The 22,542-nt window shown below is 71.6% G+C and carries 22 protein-coding genes; 7 read left to right on the top strand and 15 right to left on the bottom strand.

All coding sequences use genetic code 11. The annotated features are described in order from the left end of the window. Position 1: 1 nt before the first annotated feature. The 7 genes from LE548_RS33700 to LE548_RS33670 form a co-directional block, all read right to left on the bottom strand. Positions 2-406 carry an ectoine synthase gene (locus LE548_RS33700; RefSeq protein ID WP_225100812.1) on the bottom strand — a complete coding sequence of 135 codons (405 nt, stop codon included), beginning with the start codon at positions 404-406 and terminating at the stop codon, positions 2-4. 28 nt (positions 407-434) lie between these two features. Next, positions 435-1,706, bottom strand: coding sequence for a diaminobutyrate--2-oxoglutarate transaminase (ectB, locus tag LE548_RS33695; protein WP_225100811.1), 1,272 nt, complete (start codon positions 1,704-1,706; stop codon positions 435-437). 13 nt (positions 1,707-1,719) lie between these two features. Further along, a complete protein-coding gene (gene ectA / locus LE548_RS33690; protein ID WP_225100810.1) occupies positions 1,720-2,238 on the bottom strand; it encodes a diaminobutyrate acetyltransferase in 519 nt (172 codons plus the stop codon). Between the two features lie 266 nt (positions 2,239-2,504). After that, positions 2,505-3,035 carry a DinB family protein gene (locus LE548_RS33685; protein WP_225100809.1) on the bottom strand — a complete coding sequence of 177 codons (531 nt, stop codon included), beginning with the start codon at positions 3,033-3,035 and terminating at the stop codon, positions 2,505-2,507. Positions 3,036-3,125: 90 nt separating this feature from the next. Then, complete coding sequence (locus tag LE548_RS33680) at positions 3,126-4,649, bottom strand: LCP family protein (RefSeq protein ID WP_225100808.1); 1,524 nt, start codon at positions 4,647-4,649, stop codon at positions 3,126-3,128. A 255-nt stretch (positions 4,650-4,904) separates the two neighbouring features. Next, entirely contained in the window at positions 4,905-5,690 is a 786-nt protein-coding gene (locus tag LE548_RS33675) for a hypothetical protein (protein WP_225100807.1), read from the bottom strand. Between the two features lie 84 nt (positions 5,691-5,774). Next, complete coding sequence (locus tag LE548_RS33670) at positions 5,775-6,746, bottom strand: heavy metal transporter (protein ID WP_225100806.1); 972 nt, start codon at positions 6,744-6,746, stop codon at positions 5,775-5,777. Between the two features lie 119 nt (positions 6,747-6,865). Between LE548_RS33670 and LE548_RS33665 the strand changes: the two genes are divergently transcribed. Next, positions 6,866-8,293, top strand: a complete 1,428-nt coding sequence (locus LE548_RS33665; RefSeq protein ID WP_225100805.1) for an FtsW/RodA/SpoVE family cell cycle protein — start codon at positions 6,866-6,868, stop codon at positions 8,291-8,293. A gap of 203 nt (positions 8,294-8,496) precedes the next feature. Here the strand turns inward: LE548_RS33665 and LE548_RS33660 are convergent, their stop codons facing one another. Further along, the gene (locus LE548_RS33660) at positions 8,497-9,606 is read right to left on the bottom strand and encodes an aminotransferase class V-fold PLP-dependent enzyme (RefSeq protein WP_225100804.1); all 1,110 of its coding nucleotides are present in this window, start codon (positions 9,604-9,606) and stop codon (positions 8,497-8,499) included. A 150-nt stretch (positions 9,607-9,756) separates the two neighbouring features. On the opposite strand from LE548_RS33660, the gene LE548_RS33655 reads away from it, so the two are divergent. The 5 genes from LE548_RS33655 (at position 9,757) to LE548_RS33635 (ending at position 14,382) form a co-directional block, all read left to right on the top strand. Beyond that, complete coding sequence (locus LE548_RS33655) at positions 9,757-10,605, top strand: transporter substrate-binding domain-containing protein (RefSeq protein ID WP_225100803.1); 849 nt, start codon at positions 9,757-9,759, stop codon at positions 10,603-10,605. Further along, positions 10,602-11,435 (top strand): amino acid ABC transporter permease, encoded by an 834-nt coding sequence (locus tag LE548_RS33650; RefSeq protein WP_225100802.1) that lies wholly within the window; start codon positions 10,602-10,604, stop codon positions 11,433-11,435. Before LE548_RS33655 ends, LE548_RS33650 begins: the two co-directional genes overlap by 4 nt. Continuing rightward, complete coding sequence (locus LE548_RS33645; RefSeq protein ID WP_308030921.1) at positions 11,432-12,226, top strand: amino acid ABC transporter ATP-binding protein; 795 nt, start codon at positions 11,432-11,434, stop codon at positions 12,224-12,226. The genes LE548_RS33650 and LE548_RS33645 overlap by 4 nt, the downstream gene beginning before the upstream one ends. 18 nt (positions 12,227-12,244) lie before the next feature. After that, complete coding sequence (locus LE548_RS33640) at positions 12,245-13,336, top strand: amidohydrolase family protein (RefSeq protein ID WP_225100801.1); 1,092 nt, start codon at positions 12,245-12,247, stop codon at positions 13,334-13,336. 143 nt (positions 13,337-13,479) lie between these two features. Continuing rightward, positions 13,480-14,382, top strand: coding sequence for an SCO1860 family LAETG-anchored protein (locus LE548_RS33635; RefSeq protein ID WP_225100800.1), 903 nt, complete (start codon positions 13,480-13,482; stop codon positions 14,380-14,382). A gap of 33 nt (positions 14,383-14,415) precedes the next feature. Here LE548_RS33635 and LE548_RS33630 read toward each other — a convergent pair whose 3' ends face one another. Further along, positions 14,416-15,015 (bottom strand): NADPH-dependent FMN reductase, encoded by a 600-nt coding sequence (locus tag LE548_RS33630; protein WP_225100799.1) that lies wholly within the window; start codon positions 15,013-15,015, stop codon positions 14,416-14,418. Positions 15,016-15,128: 113 nt separating this feature from the next. On the opposite strand from LE548_RS33630, the gene LE548_RS33625 reads away from it, so the two are divergent. Next, a complete protein-coding gene (locus tag LE548_RS33625; protein ID WP_225100798.1) occupies positions 15,129-15,989 on the top strand; it encodes a helix-turn-helix domain-containing protein in 861 nt (286 codons plus the stop codon). A gap of 127 nt (positions 15,990-16,116) precedes the next feature. Here LE548_RS33625 and cobC read toward each other — a convergent pair whose 3' ends face one another. Genes cobC through cobM form a run of 6 tightly spaced genes read right to left on the bottom strand, consistent with a single transcriptional unit; the run spans position 16,117 to position 22,488 of the window. After that, positions 16,117-17,172 carry an Rv2231c family pyridoxal phosphate-dependent protein CobC gene (gene cobC, locus LE548_RS33620; protein WP_225100797.1) on the bottom strand — a complete coding sequence of 352 codons (1,056 nt, stop codon included), beginning with the start codon at positions 17,170-17,172 and terminating at the stop codon, positions 16,117-16,119. Then, positions 17,162-18,112: a sirohydrochlorin chelatase gene (locus tag LE548_RS33615; protein ID WP_225100796.1), complete on the bottom strand. Its 951-nt coding sequence runs from the start codon at positions 18,110-18,112 to the stop codon at positions 17,162-17,164. The genes cobC and LE548_RS33615 overlap by 11 nt, the downstream gene beginning before the upstream one ends. Further along, the gene (locus LE548_RS33610) at positions 18,109-18,696 is read right to left on the bottom strand and encodes a precorrin-8X methylmutase (RefSeq protein ID WP_225100795.1); all 588 of its coding nucleotides are present in this window, start codon (positions 18,694-18,696) and stop codon (positions 18,109-18,111) included. The genes LE548_RS33615 and LE548_RS33610 overlap by 4 nt, the downstream gene beginning before the upstream one ends. Further along, positions 18,693-20,393 carry a precorrin-3B C(17)-methyltransferase gene (cobJ, locus tag LE548_RS33605; RefSeq protein WP_225100794.1) on the bottom strand — a complete coding sequence of 567 codons (1,701 nt, stop codon included), beginning with the start codon at positions 20,391-20,393 and terminating at the stop codon, positions 18,693-18,695. The genes LE548_RS33610 and cobJ overlap by 4 nt, the downstream gene beginning before the upstream one ends. Continuing rightward, positions 20,390-21,625 (bottom strand): precorrin-6y C5,15-methyltransferase (decarboxylating) subunit CbiE, encoded by a 1,236-nt coding sequence (cbiE, locus tag LE548_RS33600; protein ID WP_225100793.1) that lies wholly within the window; start codon positions 21,623-21,625, stop codon positions 20,390-20,392. The genes cobJ and cbiE overlap by 4 nt, the downstream gene beginning before the upstream one ends. Beyond that, positions 21,622-22,488, bottom strand: coding sequence for a precorrin-4 C(11)-methyltransferase (cobM, locus tag LE548_RS33595; RefSeq protein ID WP_225100792.1), 867 nt, complete (start codon positions 22,486-22,488; stop codon positions 21,622-21,624). Before cobM ends, cbiE begins: the two co-directional genes overlap by 4 nt. Between the last annotated feature and the right edge of the window lie 54 nt (positions 22,489-22,542).

Raw genomic sequence — 22,542 nt, 5'->3', positions numbered from 1 at the left:
GTCACACCTCCTCGGGCTCCGTCAGGAGCGGGTAGACGCCGTTCTCGTCGTGGTCCTCCCGGCCGGTGACGGGCGGGTTGAACACGCAGAGGCAGTGGAAGTCCTCCTTGACCTTCAGCGTGTGCCGCTCGTGGCCGTCCAGGAGGTACATGGTGCCGGGGGTGATCGTGTACGTCCTCCCGGTCTCGTGGTCGGTCAGTTCGGCCTCGCCCTTGGTGCAGACGACGGCCTCGATGTGGTTGGCGTACCACATCGACGTCTCCGTCCCGGCGTACAGGATGGTCTCGTGCAGGGAGAAGCCGACCCGCTCCCTGGCGAGGACGATCCGCTTGCTCTCCCAGGTGCCGGACTTGGCCCTGACGTGCCGGTCGGTGCCTTCGATGTCCTTGAACGATCGGACGATCACGGTGGTGCGCTCTCTCCTGGTCGGTCGGTCAGAGGGTTTCGCGGACGGCGCGGGCGAGGATCCTGAGGCCCTCGTCCAGCTCGTCCGGCGTGATGGTGAGGGCCGGCAGCAGCTTGACGACCTCGCCCTCGGGGCCGGAGGTCTCGATGAGCAGCCCGAGTTCGAAGGCCCGCCCGGCGACCCGGCCGGCCCGCGCCTTGTCGTGGAACTCCATGCCCCACACCAGTCCGCGCCCGCGGTACTCCTTGACGTCGGCGAGGTTCTCCTCGGTGATGGAGATCAGCGCCTGCTCGATCTGCTCGCCCCGGGCCCGGGTCTGCTTCTCCATCGCCGAGCCGTCGGCCCAGTACGTCTCCAGCGCCGCGGTCGCGGTGACGAACGCGGGGTTGTTGCCGCGGAAGGTGCCGTTGTGCTCGCCCGGCTCCCACACGTCCAGCTCGGGCTTGAACAGGCACAGCGACATCGGCAGGCCGTAGCCGCTGATCGACTTGGACACGGTGACGATGTCCGGCACGATCCCCGCCTCCTCGAAGGAGAAGAAGGCGCCGGTACGGCCGCAGCCCATCTGGATGTCGTCGACGATCAGCAGCATGTCCTGCCGCTCGCACAGCTCCTTGAGCGCGCGCAGCCATTCGGGCCGGGCCACATTGATGCCGCCCTCGCCCTGCACGGTCTCCACGATCACGGCGGCGGGCTTGTTGAGCCCGGAGCCCTGGTCCTGGAGGAGCCGCTCGAACCACAGGAAGTCCGGGACCGTGCCGTCGAAGTAGTTGTCGAACGGCATCGGCGTGCCGTGCACCAGCGGGATGCCGGCGCCGGCCCGCTTGAAGGCGTTGCCGGTGACGGCGAGGGAGCCCAGGGACATCCCGTGGAAGGCGTTCGTGAACGACACGATCGCCTCGCGGCCCTTCACCTTACGGGCCAGCTTCAGCGCCGCCTCCACGGCGTTGGTGCCGGTCGGGCCCGGGAACATGACTTTGTACGGCAGGTCCCGCGGGCGCAGCACCAGATCCTGGAAGGTCTGCAGGAAGGTCCGTTTGGCCGTGGTCGACATGTCGAGGCCGTGGGTGACCCCGTCGCGTGCGAGATAGTCGATCAACGCCCGTTTGAGCACCGGGTTGTTGTGGCCGTAGTTGAGTGAGCCGGCACCGGCGAAGAAGTCGAGGTACGCATGACCGTCCTCGTCGTACATGCGGCTGTCCCGCGCGCGGTCGAAGACCGTGGGCCAGCCGCGGCAGTAGCTGCGCACCTCGGACTCAAGGGTCTCGAAGACGCTGAGGTCGGGCTGGGTGATGGTCACGGTGAATCGCTCCTCAGTGGGCGGTGTACTCGGTCAACGGGCCGATGCGATAGAGGACTTCGGGGTCGTGCGGGCCGTCCGGGAACAGCTCGGCGGGGAACAGCACCTCGCGTTCGAGGTGCGCCCCGTGCCGGGCGGCGAACGAGGTGAACAGCCGCTCGGAGGCGGTGTTGCCCGGGGTGATGGTGGTCTCCACGTCGGTGATGCCGCGCTCGGCGGCCAGGCGCACGGTCAGCCCGTCCAGCAGCGCGGCGGCGATGCCGAGACCCCGGTGGGCGGAGTCGACGGCCACCTGCCAGACGAGCAGCGTGCGGGGGCGCTCGGGCCGTACGTAGCCGGTGACGAAGCCGACCGGCTCCCCGTCCGCACCGCGCGCGACCGCCGAGGTGCCGGCGAAGTCCCGGCACCACAGCAGATAGCTGTACGAGGAGTTCAGGTCGAGCGTTTTCGAGTCCTTGGCGAGACGCCAGAGCGTGGCTCCGTCGGTCACCGCCGGCTGGTCGATGAACAGGTCTGCGGGTGCGGCAGTCATGCGGCACGAATTTACCGAGGTGAATTCAGAAATGCACGGCCGCCGTCGCTGGGGTGTGCAGGGGGCTCGGTGTTATGCCCGTCTTGTCCCGTGATAAATCGGGGCAAATCCATGTCGCTGTGGAGTGCGTCACAGCCAGGAAACCGTCAATGACGTGTATGAAACACGCCGGAAAAGTGCCCTGTTTAGTCTTGAAAAAAGCGGGCAGAAGAAGACGGGAAGCTGTCGTCCGGGGAATTGGCGGGAATTGTGAAAGTAAATTGAATTCAGGTCCCGGTGGTCCCGTCGATTCGTTCACGCAGAATGTCGGCGTGTCCGTTGTGCCGGGCGTACTCCTCGATGAGGTGGATCAGCACCCAGCGCACACTGACCTCGACGCCGGCCATCGGCTCGTCGACGATGCGCCCGGTGTCCTCCAGATCCCACCCGGCGAGCAGCTCCCGGCTCCGCGCGATCTCCGCCCGCCACACGGCCAGGGCCTGCGCCGGCCCGCGCTCGGGATCGAGGCCGTACCCCGTCCGCTCCTCGAACAGCGGCGGTACGTCCTGTCCTGCCAGCACCCGCTGGAACCAGTTGCGTTCCACCTCGGCGAGATGCTGGACAAGTCCCAGCAGCGTCAGCGACGACGGCTCCGCCGAGGCCTGCCGCACCTGCGCGTCGTCCAGGCCTTGGCACTTCAGCTCCAGCGTGGCCCGGTGGAAGTCCAGCCAGCTCTCCAGCATGGCGCGTTCGGGACCGGTCGGCGCGGGGATCGGGCGGCCGTCGGGAAGGGTCCGGGGTGCCTGTGGGGTGGTCATGGCCGCAGCATGCCACGCGGGTACGACAACGGCCCCGGCCGAAACCCTGCGCGGCGAGCACGCCGACGATGCCGCACGCTGCTCCCCCTCTCAGGTGTCGGAGTCGGGAATGCCGCGTGCCGCCGCGTATGCCTGGGTGGGCGTCATGGAGACACCATTGAGGCTGACCGTCTTGTAGGGGCTGACCTTGGCACAGGTCTTGGCCTGGTCGGCGGTGGAGGCGTGGGCGCCTCCGACGGCGGCGTGGGTGTCGGCCGGCGCGGGCGAGGAGCTGCCGCCCGGGAAGCGTGTCCCGCTGGGCCAGTCGCTGCCGATCACCAGGGTCAGGCCCGTGCCGGTGCCCTGCTTCAGCTGCGAGGAGGACAGGCCGAGCGCCTTGGCGACTGTCTGTGCCTCCGCTTGCCGGCCGGCGCCGTAGGTGAGCGTGGTCGTGGCGGAGCTCGGAGTGCCGTGGACGACCGTGGCGGAACCGAAGCCCTGGTCGGTCAGGGCGGTCGCGATCTCCGCGGCGCGGCCGGTGACCGTGGAGCCGTTCCCCACGGTCACCGCGATCTGGGAGGGGGGTTCGGCCGAAGCGGTGGCGGTGGGTTCGGCGGTGGCCGAGGCCGCGTCGGCCTTCTTGCCCGAATCGGTCGTCAGCGACTGGTCGTTGGCGATGGTGGAGAACAGGGTCTTGGCGCCCGGGCCCACGACCACATGGTCCCTGTTGTTCGGATCGGGATCGGTCTGCATCGTCGTGAACGTCATCCGCTTGGCGGGGACCTTGTCCACGTCGGACGCGAGCCCGATCAGTTTCCTCACCGATCCCAGGCCGTCGTCCACGGTCAGCGCCTTGGTGGCGGCGTCGGCGAGGCCGTAGACCGCGGTGGGGTCGGTGAGGGTGCCGGCGCTCTTGAACTTGCGGATCATCGCGCTCAGGAAGATGTGCTGCGAGACCGTACGGCCCAGGTCGCTGCCGTCACCGAAGCCGTGCCGCGAGCGCACGAACTCCAGCGCGCCCGAGCCCTTGAGGGTGTGGGTGCCCTTGGACAGCTTCAGATGCGAGTAGGTGTCGTAGACATCGTCGCTGACGCAGACGTCGACGCCGCCGACCGCGTCCGACATCTGCACGACGCCGGAGAAGTCGAGCTTGACGAAATGGTCGATCGGGATGCCGGTGAGCTGATGGACGGTGGCCACCTGGCAGGCGGGCCCGTACGACAAGGCACTGTTGATCTGGCCGTAGTAACCGGACGTGGACTGCCCGGAGACAGGGTCCTTGCAGGCGGGCACCTGGGTCATGGTGTCGCGCGGCACACTCATCACCGTGGCGTTGGAGCGGTCCGCCGATATGTGCACCACCATCTCCACGTCCGCGTTCCCGTTGCCGGACTGCACACCGGTCTTCGAACAACCGCCGCCGAGCCTGCAGTCCTCCGCGCTGGTGCGGCCGTCCGAGCCGATCACCAGGATGTTGATCGGGGTGCGGCCGAAGGTGTCGGCCTTCTCGGTGCCGCCCTTGCCGTCCAGGGACACGCTGTGGATGTTGCCGTTCAGGTGCTGGTAGAACCACCAGCCGACACCGGCCGTACCGAGCACCAGGAGAGACAGACAGATTCCGGCGATCTTCAGCATGCGCCTGCCGCGTCGCACCGGGCGGCCCCGGCCTGCTCGCCCTGCCCCGCGCGGGCCTGGCACCGGGGACGTACGACTGCGCGTCGCCCGACCATCTGGCCCGTTCCGCAGGTCGCTCATCTTCCACTCCCATGACCAGTCGGGCCTGCCAGGCTTAGTTGCGTAGTTGCGCAATCTAGCAAACTTAAGCCCGCCGTCGTCCCCGTCCGCCCGCTGCCCGCCGGTGATCTTCAACTCCCCCCGCACGCGCGAGACTTACTGCAGGACCCCGACCGCGCGCGAGATGATCAGCGCCAGGGTCAGCAGCGAGATCGTGGACTGCGTGGACATCAGCAGCTTCGCCCAGCGGGACAGCGGCATGGTGTCGGTGGGGCTGAAGGCCGTGGCGTTGGTGAGGGCCACATAGAGGTAGTCCATGTACTGCGGCTCCCAGTCGTCGGGCGCGATGCCCTCCTGCTGCATCTGAGGGAAGAGAAAGTCCGGATGCTGGCGCGTGCCCAGGGCGCGGACCACCGGGCCGCCCCGGTCCCACTCCCAGTACCAGAGGCTGAAGGCGATGACGTTGGTCAGCCAGATGCCGCCTCCCGTCGTCAGCAGGGCCGCGGCATTGGAGCCCTCGGTACCGTGCAGCAGGTCGCGCACCAGGACGACGGCCGACCAGCCGTTGGCGAGACTGACCGCGCCGGCCAGCAACAGGCCCAGCGCGCGCAGCGGGCGGGACCGGTACTCGATCCGTCGGTGTGGATGGGCCACCCACAGCGCCGCCATCATGGCCAACTCCAGGACGGGCAGCAGCCAGTGCGGGTGGATGCTGAAGCGTTCCGGCAGCGCCCACTGCACCCAGACGGCGACCAGCAGTGCCGCCATCACCGCCCAACGCTGCTCACCTCTGGTGCGCCGCTGCCACGCGGGACGCTCGGACTCGGATGCCTGCTCGGCCGGAGCGAGCAGGCCCTCGATCCGTTCCAGACGGACATGCAGCAGCTCGGACCAGTGCTCGGGGCCCTGGCGCTGCGGGGGAGGGGTGTCATGGGTGGTCACGGGCACCATTCTCGCCAGACGTCTGCGATATTGCGCAAGTCTGCAATCAATACTTGTGGATGGCCGTGGGCCTGCCGCAGTCCGTCACGGTGCAGCGGCCACCGCGGGCCGGCTCACGTTCACAGCCACCGTCGAGGAGTCCTCCGACGCGGGCGAGATCTGCGTCCAGCCATGGTCCGAGGCGCCGCTGCTCCATCGACGGTTGTCGAACGTGACCGACGCGGCGTGCAACGCGTCGGCGTGACAGACCAGCCACAGGGCGAGGGACCAGCCCGTGGCCGTCTCGGTGACCGGGTAGCTGACGCTGCCGCCGGTCGCGGGGACGGCGGCCGGCACCCTGCCGAACTCCCGTCGGACCGCTGCGGCGACACCACCGCCGTCGCCGCCCTCGTGTACGACACCTGCCGTACCGCTGCCCCGGCCCGCCCCGGCGTCGTCGGTACCGCTCCCTCCGCCGGCCTGGGCGGCATCCGCCCCGCTCTTGCCCGCTCCGCTGACCGTGCAGGTCAGCGCGGGCCCCTCCCGCCCCGTCAGCACGTCGGCCAGCGTCGCCGCCGTGGCCTCGTGTGATGCGTAGGCCTCCGGGTAGCCGCTGTGCTGGACATCCTGCGCGGCGACGGTGACCGGCAGGTCGACGTAGTCCGGCACCTTGACCAGTGCGTCGAAGAACTTGCCCGACGCGTAGACGGGGTCGCGGATCTGGGCGGGGCTGCCCCAGCCCTCGGACGGGCGCTGCTGGAACAGGCCGAGGGAATCCCGGTCCCCGTAGGAGAGATCGCGGAGTTTGGACTCCTGCATCGCGGTCGCCAGGGCGATGGTGACGGCCCGTTCCGGCAGACCGCGCGCGTGGGCCACGGCCGCGATGGTCGCGGCATGGGACGCCTGGTCCAGATCGAGTGTGACGGTCGTGCCGTCCGTGCCGTGTGCCGTGCATTCGTCGGACGTCGCCGAGCGGATGAACCGAACGGCGAGATAACCCACGAGCGCGAGGACCACGCCCGATCCGATCACGACCGGCCACAGCCTGCGGCGCCCCCACCTGCTTGCTGCCGCCACTGGCCCTCCTCTTACCTGCCCTCGGCTACAGTTCAGTTGCGTTGTTGCGCAACCATATAACTCTGCTGACTGTGGCCCGGAGGGGGATCGCGGCAGTGGACCCGATCGAGGGGGAAGGTATGACGGGTCGGCGGGGACCGGCAAAACTGGCGGTGCGGCCAGGCCGGTCAGGACGCCTGAGCGACCGGAACCTGGAGTTGGTACTGCTCCTCGGCGCCGTCCTCATCTGCGTTTACGGCTATGCCGAGACGGCTCTGGCCGCCAGCGGGCAGCTGCCGCCGAGTATGCCACTGACGTGCCTGGGCGTGGCCGTGTTGCCCGTGGTGTGCCATGTCGCCGTACGCCGGTTCGCGCCGCACGCCGATCCGCTGATCCTGCCCCTGGCCACCCTGCTCAGCGGTCTGGGTCTCGTCCTGATCCACCGTCTCGACATCGCCTACGGGACGCACTACCACCACGCGACGGCCGCGGCGTCGGGGCAGCTGACGTGGTGCGGCATCGCGGTGGCGGTGTTCGCCGGGGCGGTGGCGCTGCTCAAGGACCATCGCAGGCTCCAGCGCTATCCGTACGTCACGATCTTCGTGGGCCTTGTCCTGCTGATGGCGCCGGCCTTCTACCCCGGTGACGTCTACGGCGCCAAGCGGTGGATCTTCATCGGCCCGCTGTCCTTCCAGCCCGGCGAGTTCGTGAAGATCGTCATCGTGGTCTTCTTCGCGGGATATCTGACGCTGCGCAGGGACGCCCTCGCGCTCGCCGGGCGGCGTTTCCTCGGCATGTATCTCCCGCGCGGGCGCCAGTTCGGCCCCGTGGCGGCCGTGTGGCTGCTCAGCCTGCTCGTCCTGGTCTTCGAGCGGGACCTCGGCACCTCGCTGATCTTCTTCGGCCTGTTCGTGATCATGCTGTACGTCGCCACCGAGCGCACCAGCTGGGTGGTGTTCGGCGTCGTCATGTTCGCCGTCGGCGCCTTCGTCGTCGGCTCCTTCGAACCGCACGTCCATGGCCGTGTCGTCGCCTGGCTGCACCCGATGGACATCTTCCTCCCGCCCGACAAGCGCCCGCCGGGGCTGATCTCGGACCAGGCCGCCCAGGCCCTGTTCAGCTTCGGCTCGGGCGGCATCCTCGGCACCGGCCTCGGCCAGGGCCATCCGGAACTCATCGGCTTCGCCGGGCGCAGCGACTTCATCCTCACCACGGTCGGCGAGGAACTCGGCCTGACCGGGGTCACGATCGTCATTCTGCTCTACGCCCTGCTCGCCGAGCGCGGCCTGCGTACGGCCCTCACCGTCACCGACCCGTTCGGCAAGCTGCTTGCCGGCGGCCTGGCTTCGGCGCTCGTCCTCCAGGTCTTCGTGGTCGTGGGTGGTGTCACCGGGCTCATCCCGCTCACCGGCAAGGCGCTGCCCTTCCTCGCCCAGGGCGGCTCGTCCATGGTGGCCAACTGGCTGCTGGTCGCCGTCCTGATCAAGGTCAGCGACACCGCCCGCCGCCCGCCGCCGGTGCCGGCCGCGGACGTCAGTGCCGCCGAGACCCAGTTCGTACGGCCGTGAGACCGCGTCCCTTCCGGTGAGAGCGAGGGGCCGCTGAGGTTTTTCGACGTGAGCGTCCTCGCCGGATTCCTGAAGCGCTGAGCGGACCTGGTGAAGTCCACTGCGGTTCGGCAGCTCCCTCAAGGGGCGCGGGGAACTGCGCGACCAGCCACGACGGCGCCGCAGCCGGACGATGGCCCGTCGCCGCACATCCAGCGGAGCGCTCAGCGCCCTTGTCCCCAGGCCTCGGCGACGGCTCGCCGGGTGGCTTCCAGGTCCACGGTCAGGCCCTGCTCGGCGAGCGCTCCGCCCAGGGCGGCGAGCGACCCCTGGACCACGCCCGGCGTCGCATCCACCCCGTAGTGGTTGACCCGGACCATCTCCTTGGCCAGCGCGCCGCCGCCCGCGACCAGCGGCAGCGCCGGGTCGGTCGCCAGGGCCCTGGTCACCAGTTCCGAGGCCACCACGCCCGCCGGCACCCGCAGTGTCGTGGCGACCGGCGCCGCGTCCTTCTCCTCGTACACGTACGGCTCCAGCCCGCCGCCCAGCGCCACCGCGCCCGCCCTGGTGGCCAGCGCGGCGCTCCGGTGCCGGGCCATGACCGCCGCCAGGCCCGCCGACTCGATCCGCTCCAGGCACGCCTCAAGCGCCAGCATCTCCAGCTGGGCCGGAGCGTGCGGCAGCACCGCGCGACCGGCGTCGATCCAGCGCTCCTTCCAGTCCAGCAGGGACAGGTAGGAGCGGCGCGGCGCGTTCGGGTTGGCCGCCATCCGGGCCCAGGCGCGCTCGCTCACCGAGATCGCCGAGACACCCGCCGGGCCGCCCATCGCCTTCTGCGCCCCGATCACACACAGGTCCACGCCCCACGCGTCCGGCAGCACCGGCTCCGCGCCCACGGAGGCCACCGCGTCCAGGTAGAACAGCGCGCCGTGCCGCCGTACCACTTCGCCGATCTCCGCGACCGGGTTGGTGTTGCCGGTCGCCGCCTCCGCGTGGACGAGGGACACGAAGTCGGTCTCCGGGTGTTCGGCGAACGCCTCCTCGATCTGCTCGGCCGTCACCGCCGTGTGGAAGGGGACGGAGATGTCGTGCACGGTCGCGCCGGCGTCGCGCAGCCAGTTGCCGAAGGTCTGGCCGTAGGGGCCGGTGATCACGTTCAGGGCCACGGTGCCCGGCCCGGCCGCCGCGCGGATCGCGCCTTCCAGCGGGAGCAGCGCCTCACCCTGCGTGATCAGCACGTCCTGCCGGGTGTCCAGCAGCCGGGCCACCCCGTCCTCGATCGCGGCGAAACGCTCGGCACTCAGCGGGGGCAGATCGAGGAAGGGGTGGCTCACGGCGCTTCTCTCTTCGTTCAAGGGGTGATATGTGGGGGCCGACTCCATCGATCTTAGGCGCAGCGGCTCCGTAACCATGGGTTTGATTTGAGAGACTCAAACTCATCCTTATAATCGGAAGCCACAGTTCCCCCACAGAGAAGATCCCCCATGAAAACGTTCCTCGGACACCGGACCCGCCTCCTGGCTGTCACCACCGCGACCGCCGGGCTGGTGCTCGTGGCCGCCGGCTGCTCCTCGAACGGCGGGGGGAGCGGTGCCACCGTCAAGGGGGTCCACGTCGTCAAGGCCGGCCAGCTGACCACCTGCACCCACCTGCCCTACCCGCCGTTCCAGTCCGAGATCAACGGCAAGGTGCAGGGCTTCGACGTCTCCCTGATCGACCTCGTCGCCAAGAACCTCGGCGTCACGCAGCAGATCGTCGACACCCCGTTCGAGAACTTCAAGACCGGCGCCTTCCTGAACTCCGGCCAGTGCGACCTGGCCGCCGCCGGCATGACGATCACGCCCGAGCGCAAGAAGAACGTCGACTTCTCCGACCCGTACTTCGAGGCCACCCAGGCCGTGCTCGTCGACAAGAGCAGCGGCATCACCTCGCTCGCCGACGTCAAGGCCAAGGGCAAGAAGCTCGGCGCCCAGGCGCAGACCACCGGCGAGGACTACGTCAAGGGCAAGGGCTTCGACCCGATCTCCTTCGACTCCTCCGACGCGGTCCTCAACGGCCTGCGCACCGGCCAGGTCCAGGCCGTCGTCATCGACTACCCGGTCGTCCAGGGCTGGCTGAAGGACAAGGCCAACGCCGGCAAGTTCAAGGTCGTCGACAACCTCAAGACCGGCGAGCAGTACGGCTTCACGGTCAAGAAGGGCAACACCGCCCTGCGCGAGGCCATCAACAAGGCCCTGAAGGACGCCAAGGCCGACGGCACCTACAAGAAGATCTACGAACAGTGGATCGGCCCGTACGACGCCTCCGTCGCCTCCCCGGCCGCCACCTCATGACCGACACGGACGTACGACTCCAGCCGAAGAAGAAGGGCCTGACGCGGCGTCAGAAGCGGCGTCTGTCCCGGGGCATCCAGTACGTCGTCTTCGTCGCCGCCGTGATCGCCTTCGCGGTCACGGCGGACTGGGGCCGGCTGCAGAACCAGTTCGCGCAGGGCAGCATCGCCCGGCAGATGTTCCCGGACGTCATCACGCTGGCGCTGAAGAACACCGTGCTCTACACGCTGTCCGGCTTCGTCGTCGGACTCGTCCTCGGCATGGTCATCGCCCTGATGCGGTTGTCCTCCGTGGGGCCGTACCGCTGGCTGGCGAGCATTTACATCGAGATCTTCCGCGGCCTGCCCGCCCTGCTGATCTTCATCTTCGTCGGCGTGGCCGTCCCGCTCGCCTTCCCGGGCACGGAGATCCCCGGCGGCACCTACGGCAAGGTCGCCCTCGCGCTCGGCCTGGTCTCGGCCGCGTACATGGCGGAGACCATCCGCGCCGGCATCCAGGCCGTGCCCAAGGGGCAGATGGAGGCGGCCCGCTCGCTCGGCTTCTCGCCCGCGAAGGCCATGATCTCCATCATCGTCCCGCAGGCCTTCCGGATCATCCTGCCGCCGCTCACCAACGAACTCGTCCTGCTCTTCAAGGACTCCTCGCTGGTGCTGTTCCTGGGCGTCACCCTGGAGGAGCGGGAACTGTCCAAGTTCGGCCGTGATCTTGCCAGTACGACCGCCAACTCCACGCCGATCCTCGTCGCGGGCCTGTGCTATCTGCTGGTGACCATCCCGCTCAGCTACGTCGTGCGCCGTATGGAGTCCAAGCAGCAGGAGGCGATCCGGTGACCCGCCCCGAGATCCACGTCCGGGACCTGCACAAGTCCTTCGGCGACAACCAGGTGCTCAAGGGCATCGACCTGGAGATCGGCCAGGGCGAGGTCGTCTGCGTCATCGGCCCCTCCGGCTCCGGCAAGTCGACCCTGCTGCGCTGCGTGAACCTGCTGGAGGAGCCCACCAAGGGCCAGGTCTTCGTCGGCGGCACCGAGGTCACCGACCCCGACGTCGACATCGACGCCGTACGCCGCCGTATCGGCATGGTCTTCCAGCAGTTCAACCTCTTCCCGCACCTCAGCGTCACCGAGAACCTCACGCTCCCGCAGCGCCGGGTCCTCGGCCGGGACAAGGCGAGCGCCGCGAGCATCGCCGCCGAGAACCTGGCCCGCGTCGGCCTCGCCGAGAAGGCGGAGGCGTACCCCTCCTCCCTCTCCGGCGGCCAGCAGCAGCGCGTGGCCATCGCCCGGGCGCTGGCGATGGGCCCGGAGGTCATGCTCTTCGACGAGCCGACCTCCGCGCTCGACCCGGAGCTGGTCGGGGACGTCCTCGCGGTGATGCGCAGGCTCGCCCAGGAGGGCATGACCATGATGGTCGTCACGCACGAGATGACCTTCGCCCGCGAGGTCGCCGACCGGGTCGTCTTCATGGACGGCGGCGTGATCGTGGAGGAGGGCAGCCCCGAGCAGGTCATCGGCAATCCGCAGCACGAGCGCACCCGGCACTTCCTCTCCCGGCTGCTGGACCCGGCGATGGCCGAGGTCGAGGAGGAGACCTCCGACCAGGTGGGCGGGTCCGAGCAGTAGCTCATTAAGGTGCAGTACATGAGCGATGGTGCCGTGCTGCACGTGAAGGGGCGGGTCCTCGTCGGGCCCGAGGACGTCCGCGACGAGCTGTGGGTGGTCGGGGGCCGGGTGTCGTACGACCGCCCCGCCGGTGCCCGGGACGTCACCACGGTCGAGGGCTGGGCGCTGCCCGGCCTGGTCGACGCGCACTGCCATGTGGGCCTCGACGCGCACGGCCCGGTCGACGCGGACACCGCCGAGAAGCAGGCGCTCACCGACCGGGAGGCGGGCGCCCTGCTGCTGCGGGACGCCGGCTCGCCCTCCGACACCCGCTGGATCGACGACCGCGCCGACCTGCCGAAGATCATCCGGGCCGGCCGGCACATCGCCCGCACCCGCCGCTACATCCGCAACTACGCCTGGGAGATCGAACCGGAGGACCTGGTCGCCTATGTCGCCCAGGAGGCGAAGCGGGGCGACGGCTGGGTCAAGCTCGTCGGCGACTGGATCGACCGCGACCTCGGCGACCTGTCCGCCTGCTGGCCGCGCGAGGCCGCCCGGGCGGCGATCGCGGAAGCCCACCGGCTCGGCGCCCGCGTCACCGCGCACTGCTTCGCGACCGACTCCCTGCGCGACCTGGTCGAGGCAGGCATCGACTGCGTCGAGCACGCCACGGGTCTCACGGAGGACCTGATCCCGCTCTTCGCCGAACGGGGCGTCGCGATCGTCCCCACCCTCGTCAACATCGCCACCTTCCCGCGGCTCGCGGACGGTGGCGAGAGCAAGTTCCCGCGCTGGTCGGCGCACATGCGCCGGCTGCACGAGCGTCGCTACGACACCGTGCGCGGTGCCTACGACGCCGGGATCCCGGTCTACGTCGGCACGGACGCCGGCGGCTCACTGGCCCACGGCCTGGTCGGCGCCGAGGTGGCCGAGCTGGTCACCGCCGGCATCCCGCCCGTGGCCGCCCTGTCCGCGACGACCTGGGGTGCCCGCGCCTGGCTCGGCCGCCCCGGTCTGGAGGAGAGCGCACCGGCCGACCTGGTGGTGTACGAGGCCGACCCGCGCGCGGACGTACGGGTGCTGGCGGCACCGCGCCGGGTGGTGCTCAACGGGATCGTCGTCGGGTAAGGGAACGCCCGTGCCCGGCGATTCGAATCAGCGTGCGGAAAATCCACGTTTGAGTGAAGTGACCCAGGAACGCTGACCGTTCACCCGCACTGCGTACAAGGTTGACGGGTCCCAAGCAGGTTCCTTCTGGGGGTCCCACCACCTTGAACAGCAACGACTTCCGCATGCCCGCGCGCCGACTCGCCGCCCTGGCGACGGTCACCGCCCTCACCGCAGTCCCCGCGGTCCTGGGCGCGGGCGCCGCGCACGCGACCGGTGACCACGGCCGCGCGACCGCAGTGGTGCTCCGCACCGGTCTCGACGTGTCCCTGCTCAACAAGACCGTCGACGTCCCGCTCGCGGTCTCCCTCAACGAGGTCCAGGCACCGCAGAGCGCCGACAGGACCGCCCTGTCCGCCCGGCTCGACGGCGTGGCCGGCGGCAGACCGTTCACCGTCCTCGGCGCGGACGTCGCCTCGGCGAAGGCCACGGTGACCGCGCGGCGCGCCGAGGGCTCGGTCCGGCTCGCCCACGCCCGGCTGCACGTCCCCGGCCTGCCCCTGCTGTCCCTGATCGAGGCCGACACGGTCACCGCCGACGCCACCTGCGAGGCCGGCAAGGCTCCGGTCGCCGCCGCGAACGTCCTCGGCGCCGTCACCGTCCTCGGCAAGCGCGTCACGCTCACCGCCGGCGGCCCGACCGAGGTGAAGGTGCCCGGCGTCGGCGAGGTCCGCCTCGACCTGTCCCGGCGGAGCACCACGACCCGTACGGCGGCCGCCACCGCCCTCGAACTCAAGGTCTCCGTCAACCCGTTGAAGCTCAACGTGGCCGACGTCGAGGGCACGGTCACCCTGGCCCGCGCCACCTGCGAGTCCCCGGCGCCCGCGCCCGCCGGCGACCCGGCGCAGAGCCACGACCCGGTCGCCGACGTCAAGGCGCAGGGATCCCGCGCCGACCTCGCGGAGACCGGCGGCAGCTCGGCGACCCCGTACATCGCGGGCGGCGCCCTGGCGCTGGTGCTGGCCGGCGGGGGAGCGGTGACGGTGGCCCGGCGCCGCAAGGGCTGACGGCACGGCCTTCTGCCGCTCCCAGCCCAGCCCTCACGCCGGGTAGGGAGCGGTCTCCCGGCCCGATCGCAGCGTGGCCGCCCACCAGGACAGCTGGTCGAGCAGGGTCTTCGCGTAACCGGCGGCCGACTCGTCCAGGGGGCGGCCGTCCTGCCAGGCGGTGAAGTAGTTCGGGAAGGCGAGCCCGTCCCGGATGGTCACCGCGTGCAGCTCCGTCAGCACGTTCTCCAGGTGCAGCACCGCGTGCCGGCCGCCGGCCGCGCCGCCGTAGCTGACGAAGGCGACCGGCTTGGCCGTCCACTGGGTGAAGTGCCAGTCGATGGCCGCCTTCAGCGAGGCCGGGTAGCTGTGGTTGTACTCGGGCGTGACGACGATGAACGCGTCGGCCTCCTCCAGCGCCGACGTCAGCCGGGCCATCCCGGCCGGCCGCGGGTAGGCGTCCCCCGCGAACTTCGGCGACTCGGCCGGCAGCGCCAACGGGATGTCGATGTCGGCCAGATCGAGGACATCGACCTCGAACCCTCCGTGGGTACGGGCCTGTTCGGCCACCCACGACCCGACGACCGGCCCGAACCGGCCCTCCCGGACGCTTCCGACGATGATCAGCAGCTTGTGCGTGTTCGTGTTCTCCATGTCCACCACGATCGGGCGCCCGGCACCGCACAGCCAGGCCGTGCTCAGGCTGGCCCCCGCAGGGCCACGCTGAGCCCTCGGCGACGGTCGCAGGGGCGACCTATCCTCCCTTCATGGGTACACCACTGGGGGACTTCGTCCGGGCCAAGCGGGACAGCATCCAGCCGGAGACACTGGGACTGCCGGAGCGCGGCCGCCGCCGCTCACCGGGCCTGCGCCGGATCGACCTCGCCGCCCGCGCCGGCATCAGCGTCGAGTACCTGACCCGCATCGAACAGGGCCGCGACCGCAACCCCTCGGTGTCCGTGCTCAACGCCCTCGCCGACGCGCTCAGCCTGGACGCGGCCGAGCGCGGCCATCTGCGCTACCTCGCGAAGATCACCGGCGGCGCCTGCCCCAGCCACACCCGGCCCGCCCCGCCCCGCCGGGACGTCCGCCCCGCCCTGCTCGACACGCTCCGCCTGCTGGAACCGGGCATCGCCGTCGTGACCAACCGCCTCGGCGACATCCTCGCCCGCACCAGCGGTTACGAGCTGCTGACGGACGGCACCGGACTCCTCGACAGCGACACCCCGAACCTCACCCGGTACGTCTTCACCGACCCGCGCGCCCGCACCTTCTTCACCGACTGGCCCGAGGTCGCCGACGAGCAGGCCTTCGACCTGTGGCTCGGCCCGTCCATCGAGAACGCGGAGTGGCTCAGCACGGAACTGGCCCCGGTGGCGGGCCCGGAGTTCACGCGTCGCCTGAACCTGCACGTGGTGCCGCACCGCGGGGTGCTGCGCCTGAATCACCCGGCCGGTCACGAACTCCGGCTCACCCGCGAGACGCTGGACGCCACGGCGGACGCCCAGCAGCTTGTCGTGTACCTCCCGGCGGACGAGCGGACGGCCGAGGCGATCGCCGAACTCCGGGGGTACGGGCGCGGCGAACGCGGGGCGCGCGCGAGGGGCGGGCTCAGGGCAATTTCCTGACGGAACCTCTCAGCCGACAGCTTCGGGATGGGGGTCCCCCCGCGCGAGCGCAGCCGAGCGTGGGGGAGGGTGGGCGAGGCGGGGTCCAGGGGCGGAGCCCCTGGCTGGATCTGGGGCGGAGCCCCGGCTACGGCAGCGCGACGGACAGCGCCTTCAGGAACCCGTTCACCGTGACCCGGTCCCGTACCGCCATCCGTACCCATTCCTCGCCGAGCCCCGGAAACGTGTCACCCCGGCGCACGGCGTAGCCGAGCTCACGCAGCCGGCGTCGTACCCCGGCCGCCCCCGGCATCCGGACCAGCACGAACGACCCCTCCGCCGGACCGGCCACCGAGACACCCCGGTCGGCGAATGCGGAGAGCCCCGCCACCAGATGGGCCCGGTCCGCCGCGATCCGATGCGCCGCATGCCCCGCCTCCGCCAGCGCCCGGGGCGTCATGCACGCCTCGGCCGCGGCCAGCGCCGGCGTGGACACCGGCCACAGCGGCTGGGCCTGCTCCAGCGACCCGATGGTCTCCGGCGCGGCCAGCACATACCCGATCCGCAGCCCGGCCAGCCCCCAGGTCTTGGTCAGGCTGCGCAGCACCACCAGACCCGGTACGTCGGTCCGCCCGGCCAGCGTCTCCCGCTCACCCGGCACCGCGTCCATGAACGCCTCGTCCACCACCAGCGTCCGCCCATGACGGGCGAGCCGGGCGATCGTGTCCGCCGGATGCAGTACCGACGTGGGGTTGGTCGGATTCCCGATCACCACCAGGTCGGCCTCCTCCGGCACAGCCGCCGGATCCAGCCGGAACCCGTCCGCCTCCCGCAGCAGCACCCGCTCCACGGTGTGGCCCGCGTCCCGCAGCGCGGCCTCCGGCTCGGTGAACTGCGGGTGCACGACGACGGGTTGCCGTACCTTCAGCGCGCGCGCCAGCAGCACGAACGCCTCCGCCGCCCCGGCCGTCAGCAGCACCCGCTCCACCGGCAGCCCGTGCCGCGCCGCCACCGCCGCCCGCGCGGCCCGCCCGTCCGGGTAGGCCGCGAGCGAGCCCAGCGACTCGGCGATGCGTTCCCGCAGCCACGCCGGGGGAGTGTCCGCGCGGACGTTGACGGCGAGGTCCACCAGCGCCGAGCCGTCGTCACGGACCTCGGCGTCGCCGTGATGCCGCAGATCGTGCCCGCTGTCCTCAGTGTGCATGGCTGTGCGAGTGCCCCCCGTGATGGTGCTGCCCGTGCCCGTGCCCGTGTCCATGGCCGTGGTGCCCGTCGTCGTCCGGGTGGAAGTGCGGCTGCTGCGGCAGCCCCACCTTGTCCTCGAAGCCCGGCAGCGCGATCCGGTACACGCACGAGTCGCAGTTCATCCGCAGATCGCCCTCGACCGCCTCCGTGTACCGCTCCATCACCAGGTCCAGCAGCTCCGGCTCGGGCCCGATGACCTCGGCGGAGCGCACCTCGACCTCCGGGTGCGCGGCCGCCCAGCCCTCGGTCTGCTGCCGCACCCGGTCCGGCAGGATCCCGGTGAACAGGAAGTAGGGGAGCACGACGATCCGCTTCGCCCCCAGCTGCACGCACCGGTCCAGCCCGCTCGGCACGTCCGGCGCCGCCAGCGACACGAACGCCGTCTCCACACCGGCGTACCCGCGCCCCTCCCACAGCAGCCGGGCCGCCTTGTACACCTCGGCGTTGGCGTCCGGGTCGGTCGAGCCGCGCCCGACCAGCAGCACGGTCACGTCCGACCGGTCCTCGGGGCTCCGCCCGGAGGAGCCCAGCGCCTCGTCCAGCCGTCGCTCCAGCACGCCCAGCAGCGCCGGGTGCGGGCCCAGCGGACGGCCGTAGGCGTACGAGATCCCCGGGTGCCGTTCCTTCTCGCGGGCCAGCGCGGCCGGGATGTCACCCTTGGCGTGCCCGGCGGACACCAGCATCAGCGGCACCGCCGCGAACCGTCGTACCCCCCGCTCGACCAGCTCGGCGACGGCCTCGCCGAGCGGCGGCGGGGACAGCTCGATGAAGCCGCCCGCGACGGGCAGTTCGGGGTGGCGGCGGCCCAGCTCCCGGACGAAGTCGCGGAACGCCTCGGCTCCGGCCTCGTCCCGGGTGCCGTGACCGGCGATGAGCAGGGCGGGCGGCGGGGTGGTCACGGGGTCTCCTCGGATGAAGTGGGGTGGTACAGCAGGGCGTTGAGCGCGGCGGCGGCCACCGCCGACCCGCCCTTCTCGGACACGTTGCTCACGGCGGGCAGCCCGCTCTCGCGGAGCGCGGCCTTGGACTCGACCGCCCCGACGAAGCCGACGGGCAGGCCGATGACGAGCGCGGGGGAGGCGTTCAGGGTGAGCAGCTCCTCCAGGGCGGTCGGCGCGTTGCCGATCACCCAGAGGGCACCCGGGCCGACCTGCTCGTAGGCGAGCCGGATCGCGTGCGCCGAACGCGTCAGGCCGGGGCCGGCCTCGGCGTCCTTCAGCCGGCAGACGGTCTCGCGCCGGGTGATCCCGGCGCCCACCATCTCGACGTCGACGACGACCGGCGCCCCGGCGTGCAGCGCCGCATGGGCCTTCGCCAGGTCGCTCTCGGCCATGACGAGGTCGCCGGCGTAGTCCAGGTCGGCGGCGGAGTGGATGACCCGCTCCACCACCGCCCTCGTCAACGGCGGGAAGTGCGAGGTGTCCAGCCGGGCGCGCAGCCGCCGGTAGGACTCCTGCTCGATCGGGTGGACGACACGGTTCACCGGGCCTCCTCCTGCGACGCCTGCCAGCGGTAGCCGCGCGGGGTCACCATGCGCCCCGCGATGTTCCGGGTCGCGGTGTTGCCCACCGTCACGACCGTCATCATGTCGACCGTCGCCGGATCGAGCGCGCCGAGGGTGGTCACCCGGCTCGACTCGTCCGGCCGGGACGCGTTGCGTACGACACCGACGGGCGTCGTCGGCTCCCGGTGCCCGGCGAGGATCGCGAGCGCCTTGGGCAGCTGCCAGTCGCGGCCCCGCGAACGCGGGTTGTAGAAGGTGACGACGAGGTCCGCCTCGGCCGCCGCCCGCACCCGCCGCTCGATGACCTCCCACGGCGTGTGCAGGTCGGACAGGCTGATGGACACATGGTCGTGGCCCAGCGGCGCACCGAGGATCGCCCCGGCGGCCAGCGCGGCCGTCACCCCGGGCACCCCGACCACGTCGATGTCGTCGGACGCCTCGGCCAGTGCGGGGGACGCCATCGCGTACACGCCCGCGTCCCCGCTGCCGATCAGCGCCACCGCGTGCCCCTTGCGGGCCTCCGCGACCGCCGTACGGGCCCGCTCCTCCTCGGCGCCGAGCCCGGACTCCAGCACCCGGGTGCCCGGCCGCAGCAGATCGCGGATCTGGTCGACGTACTGGTCGAGGCCCACCAGCACGGAAGCGCGCCGGAGTTCGGCCGTGGCACGCGGGGTGAGCAGGTCCCGGGCGCCGGGTCCGAGCCCGACCACCGCGAGCCGCCCGCGCGCCGGACGCCGCACCACGGCACAGGTCGCCATGGCGGGCCGGCCGTCGGCGCGTACGGACTTCCGCTTCGGTACGAGGAGTTCGCCGCCCCGGACCAGGGCCGCGGCCTCCGCCACGGACGGAGTGCCGACGGCCGCGAGCGGCGCGTCCGACGGGTTGGGCACCTCGACGGCCGCCAGCTCCTCGGCGGAGTACGTCACCAGGGGCACCCCCAGCCGCTCGGCGGCCGCCACGATGCCCGGCTCCGCCGACTTGGCGTCCACGGTGGCCAGTTCGGCGACGGACGTGACCGAGAGGCCCGCCTGCGCGAGCGTCTCCTCGACCAGCCCGAGCACCTCCTGCGCCGGCGCCCCCTGGGAGGCGCCGACTCCGACCACGAGTGACGGCGGCCGGAGCAGTACCTCGCGCTCGCCGGGTTCGACGGCCCGGTCCGTCAGCCTGATCGTGTACGAGCCCTGCGCCGACGTCGGCAGCGGCGGCAGCGGCCAGGCCGACTCCGCCTCCAGCCGGACCGGTTCGCCGTCCAGCAGCGCCCGCGAGACCGCGGCCACCGCACCCTCGTACGGCAGCCCGAGCGTGTCCAGCCCCGGCAGCCCGACGGAGTCCGTCGCGGTCGTCACCACGGGCTCCGCCCCCAGCAACTCGCCCACCTTGCGGGCGAGTTCGTTGGCGCCGCCGCCGTGTCCGCCGACCAGCGACACGGCGTACCGGCCGCCCTCGTCCACGCACACCACACCCGGGTCCGCCGTCTTGTCACCGAGCAGCGGCGCGAGCAGTCGTACGGTCGCCCCCGTCGCCAGGAAGCACACCAGCTGCTCGCACTCCGCGAACGCGGCCCGCACCGCCTCCCCGACGGGACCCTCGTACACCCGCGTCCGCGACGGCCACGCCGCGGCCAGCCGGTCGCGCGCCGCCGCCCCCGCCGCGGTGGCGGAAATCAGGCCGATCACTGAGGAACTCCTTCACTAGACGCCAGAAATCTCTCGCCCCAGAGCAGAAACACAGGATTGGTCGCCGCGAGCCGGGTCACATTCCCCGGCAGCGGCGCCAGCCGCGAGGACTGGAGCAGCACCCCGCCACAGGCGAACCCGGCCGCCACGAGCGCCTCGCGTGCCGTCGGCACCCGGTCCAGGGCCGCCATCGCGACGACGACCGACCGCCGCGCCCGCCGCGCGCACGCGCCGACGATGCCGGGAAGATCACGCCCGCCGCCGCCGATGAACACGGCGTCGGGGGTGTCCAGTCCGGCCAGCGCGTCCGGTGCCGCCCCGTGCACCACGTCCACCTCGACGCCGTGCGCGGCCGCGTTGGCGCGGATCAGCCCGACCCCCTCGCCGGTCTTCTCGACGGCGACGACGGCAGCGCCGAGCCGCGCGCACTCCACCGCCACCGAGCCCGACCCGGCGCCGACATCCCACACCAGGTCGCCGAGCCGGGGCCCGAGCCGGGCCAGGGCCAGCGCACGCACCTCGAACTTGGTGATCATCGAGTCCCGGTGCGCGATCTCGTACTCCTCCAGCGCCCACCGGCCGGGCTGCTCCGGTACCCCGGCGACCGTACGCACCGCGCCGAGCGCCCGCGCCTCGTCCAGGCACAGCACCACGCTCACCGCCGTACCCCAGTCCCGGGCCGCCGCCTCGGCGGGCGTCACCCGCTCCACGCGCTCGCGCGCCGGATCGCCGAGCGCGCTCGCCACGACCAGCACCCGGTCGCACCCGGTGAGCGCGGCGCCCAGCTCGGCGGGCCCGGCCCCCGGCCCGGTGAGGACGGCCACCTTGGGCCGGGCCCGGCAGACGTTCACGGCTGTGCGCAGCTCCCGCCCGTGCGCGCTGACCACGACCGCGTCGTCCCAGGGCAGCCCGAGCCGCGCGAACGCCGTCGCCACGGACGACACCCCGGGCCGCACGTCCAGCAGCCCGGCCCCGAACCGCTCGGCCAGCGCCCGCACGATCCCGAAGAACCCGGGGTCCCCGGAGGCCAGCACGAGCACCGGGAGCTCTTTCGCCACGTACCCGGCGATCGTGTCCAGGGCGGGCGCCAGCGGCCCGAGGACGATCCGCTCGGCCGCCTCGGGCAGCCGTACGGCGTCCAGGTGCCGCCGCCCGCCGACGACGAGCGCGGCCCCCGCCACGGCGTCCTCGGGAACCGGCGCCCCGGTCCCCGCGCCGACGACCGTGATCAACTGCTCGCTCCCCGCTCGCGCAGGGCCCGCCGGGCCTCCGGGTCGGCCTTGCGGTAGCCGTGGAAGTGCCCCGGGTGGTACAGGTGCGACCGCGTCCCGTGCGCGTCCAGCGCCGGGCCGACCAGGAAGAGCGTGTGCTTCCAGAGCTTGTGCTCCTTGACCGTCTCCTCCAGCGTGCCGATCGTGCAGTTCACGAGCAGTTCCTCCGGCCAGGTCGCCTGGTAGGCGATGACCACGGGGGTGTCCGTCGGGTAGCCGCCCTCCAGCAGCTCGCGCACCAGCTGCCCGCTGCGCGCCGCCGACAGGAAGATCGCCATCGTCGTACCGTGCCGGGCGAACTCCCGTACCTCCTCGCCGGGCGGCATCGGCGTCTTGCCGCCGCCCAGCCGGGTGAGGACGACGGACTGCGCCACCTCGGGGATGGTCAGCTCGCGCTGCGCGAGCGCGGCCACGGCCGAGAACGCCGACACACCGGGGACGACCTCGGTCGCGATCCCGATCTCGGCGCACCGGTCCAGCTGCTCCTGCGTGCCGCCCCACAGCGCCGGGTCGCCGGAGTGGATCCGGGCCACCTTCAAGCCCTCGGCGCGGGCGCGCCGGTAGACGGCGACGACGTCCTCCAGGGACATGGTCGCCGAGTCCAGGATCTCCGCGTCCGCGCGCGCGTGCTCCAGCACCTCCGCCTGGACCAGGCTGGCCGCCCAGATCACCACGTCCGCGTCCGCGATCGCGCGCGCGGCGCGGAACGTCAGCAGATCGGCGGCGCCGGGGCCGGCACCGACGAACGTCACCTTGCCGGCGGGGGCGTCGCCCCTGGCATCGGCAGTGGCGTCGCCCTTGGCATCGGCAGTGGCATCGGCCATGGGAAAGGTCCTCTCGTACGGAAAACACACTGCGGGAGCAGCGAAATGTCAGGG

The organism is Streptomyces sp. CoH27, from assembly GCF_020181035.1.
GTDB lineage: Bacteria > Actinomycetota > Actinomycetes > Streptomycetales > Streptomycetaceae > Streptomyces > Streptomyces camelliae.
This window is presented reverse-complemented; position numbering and strand designations above follow the sequence as displayed.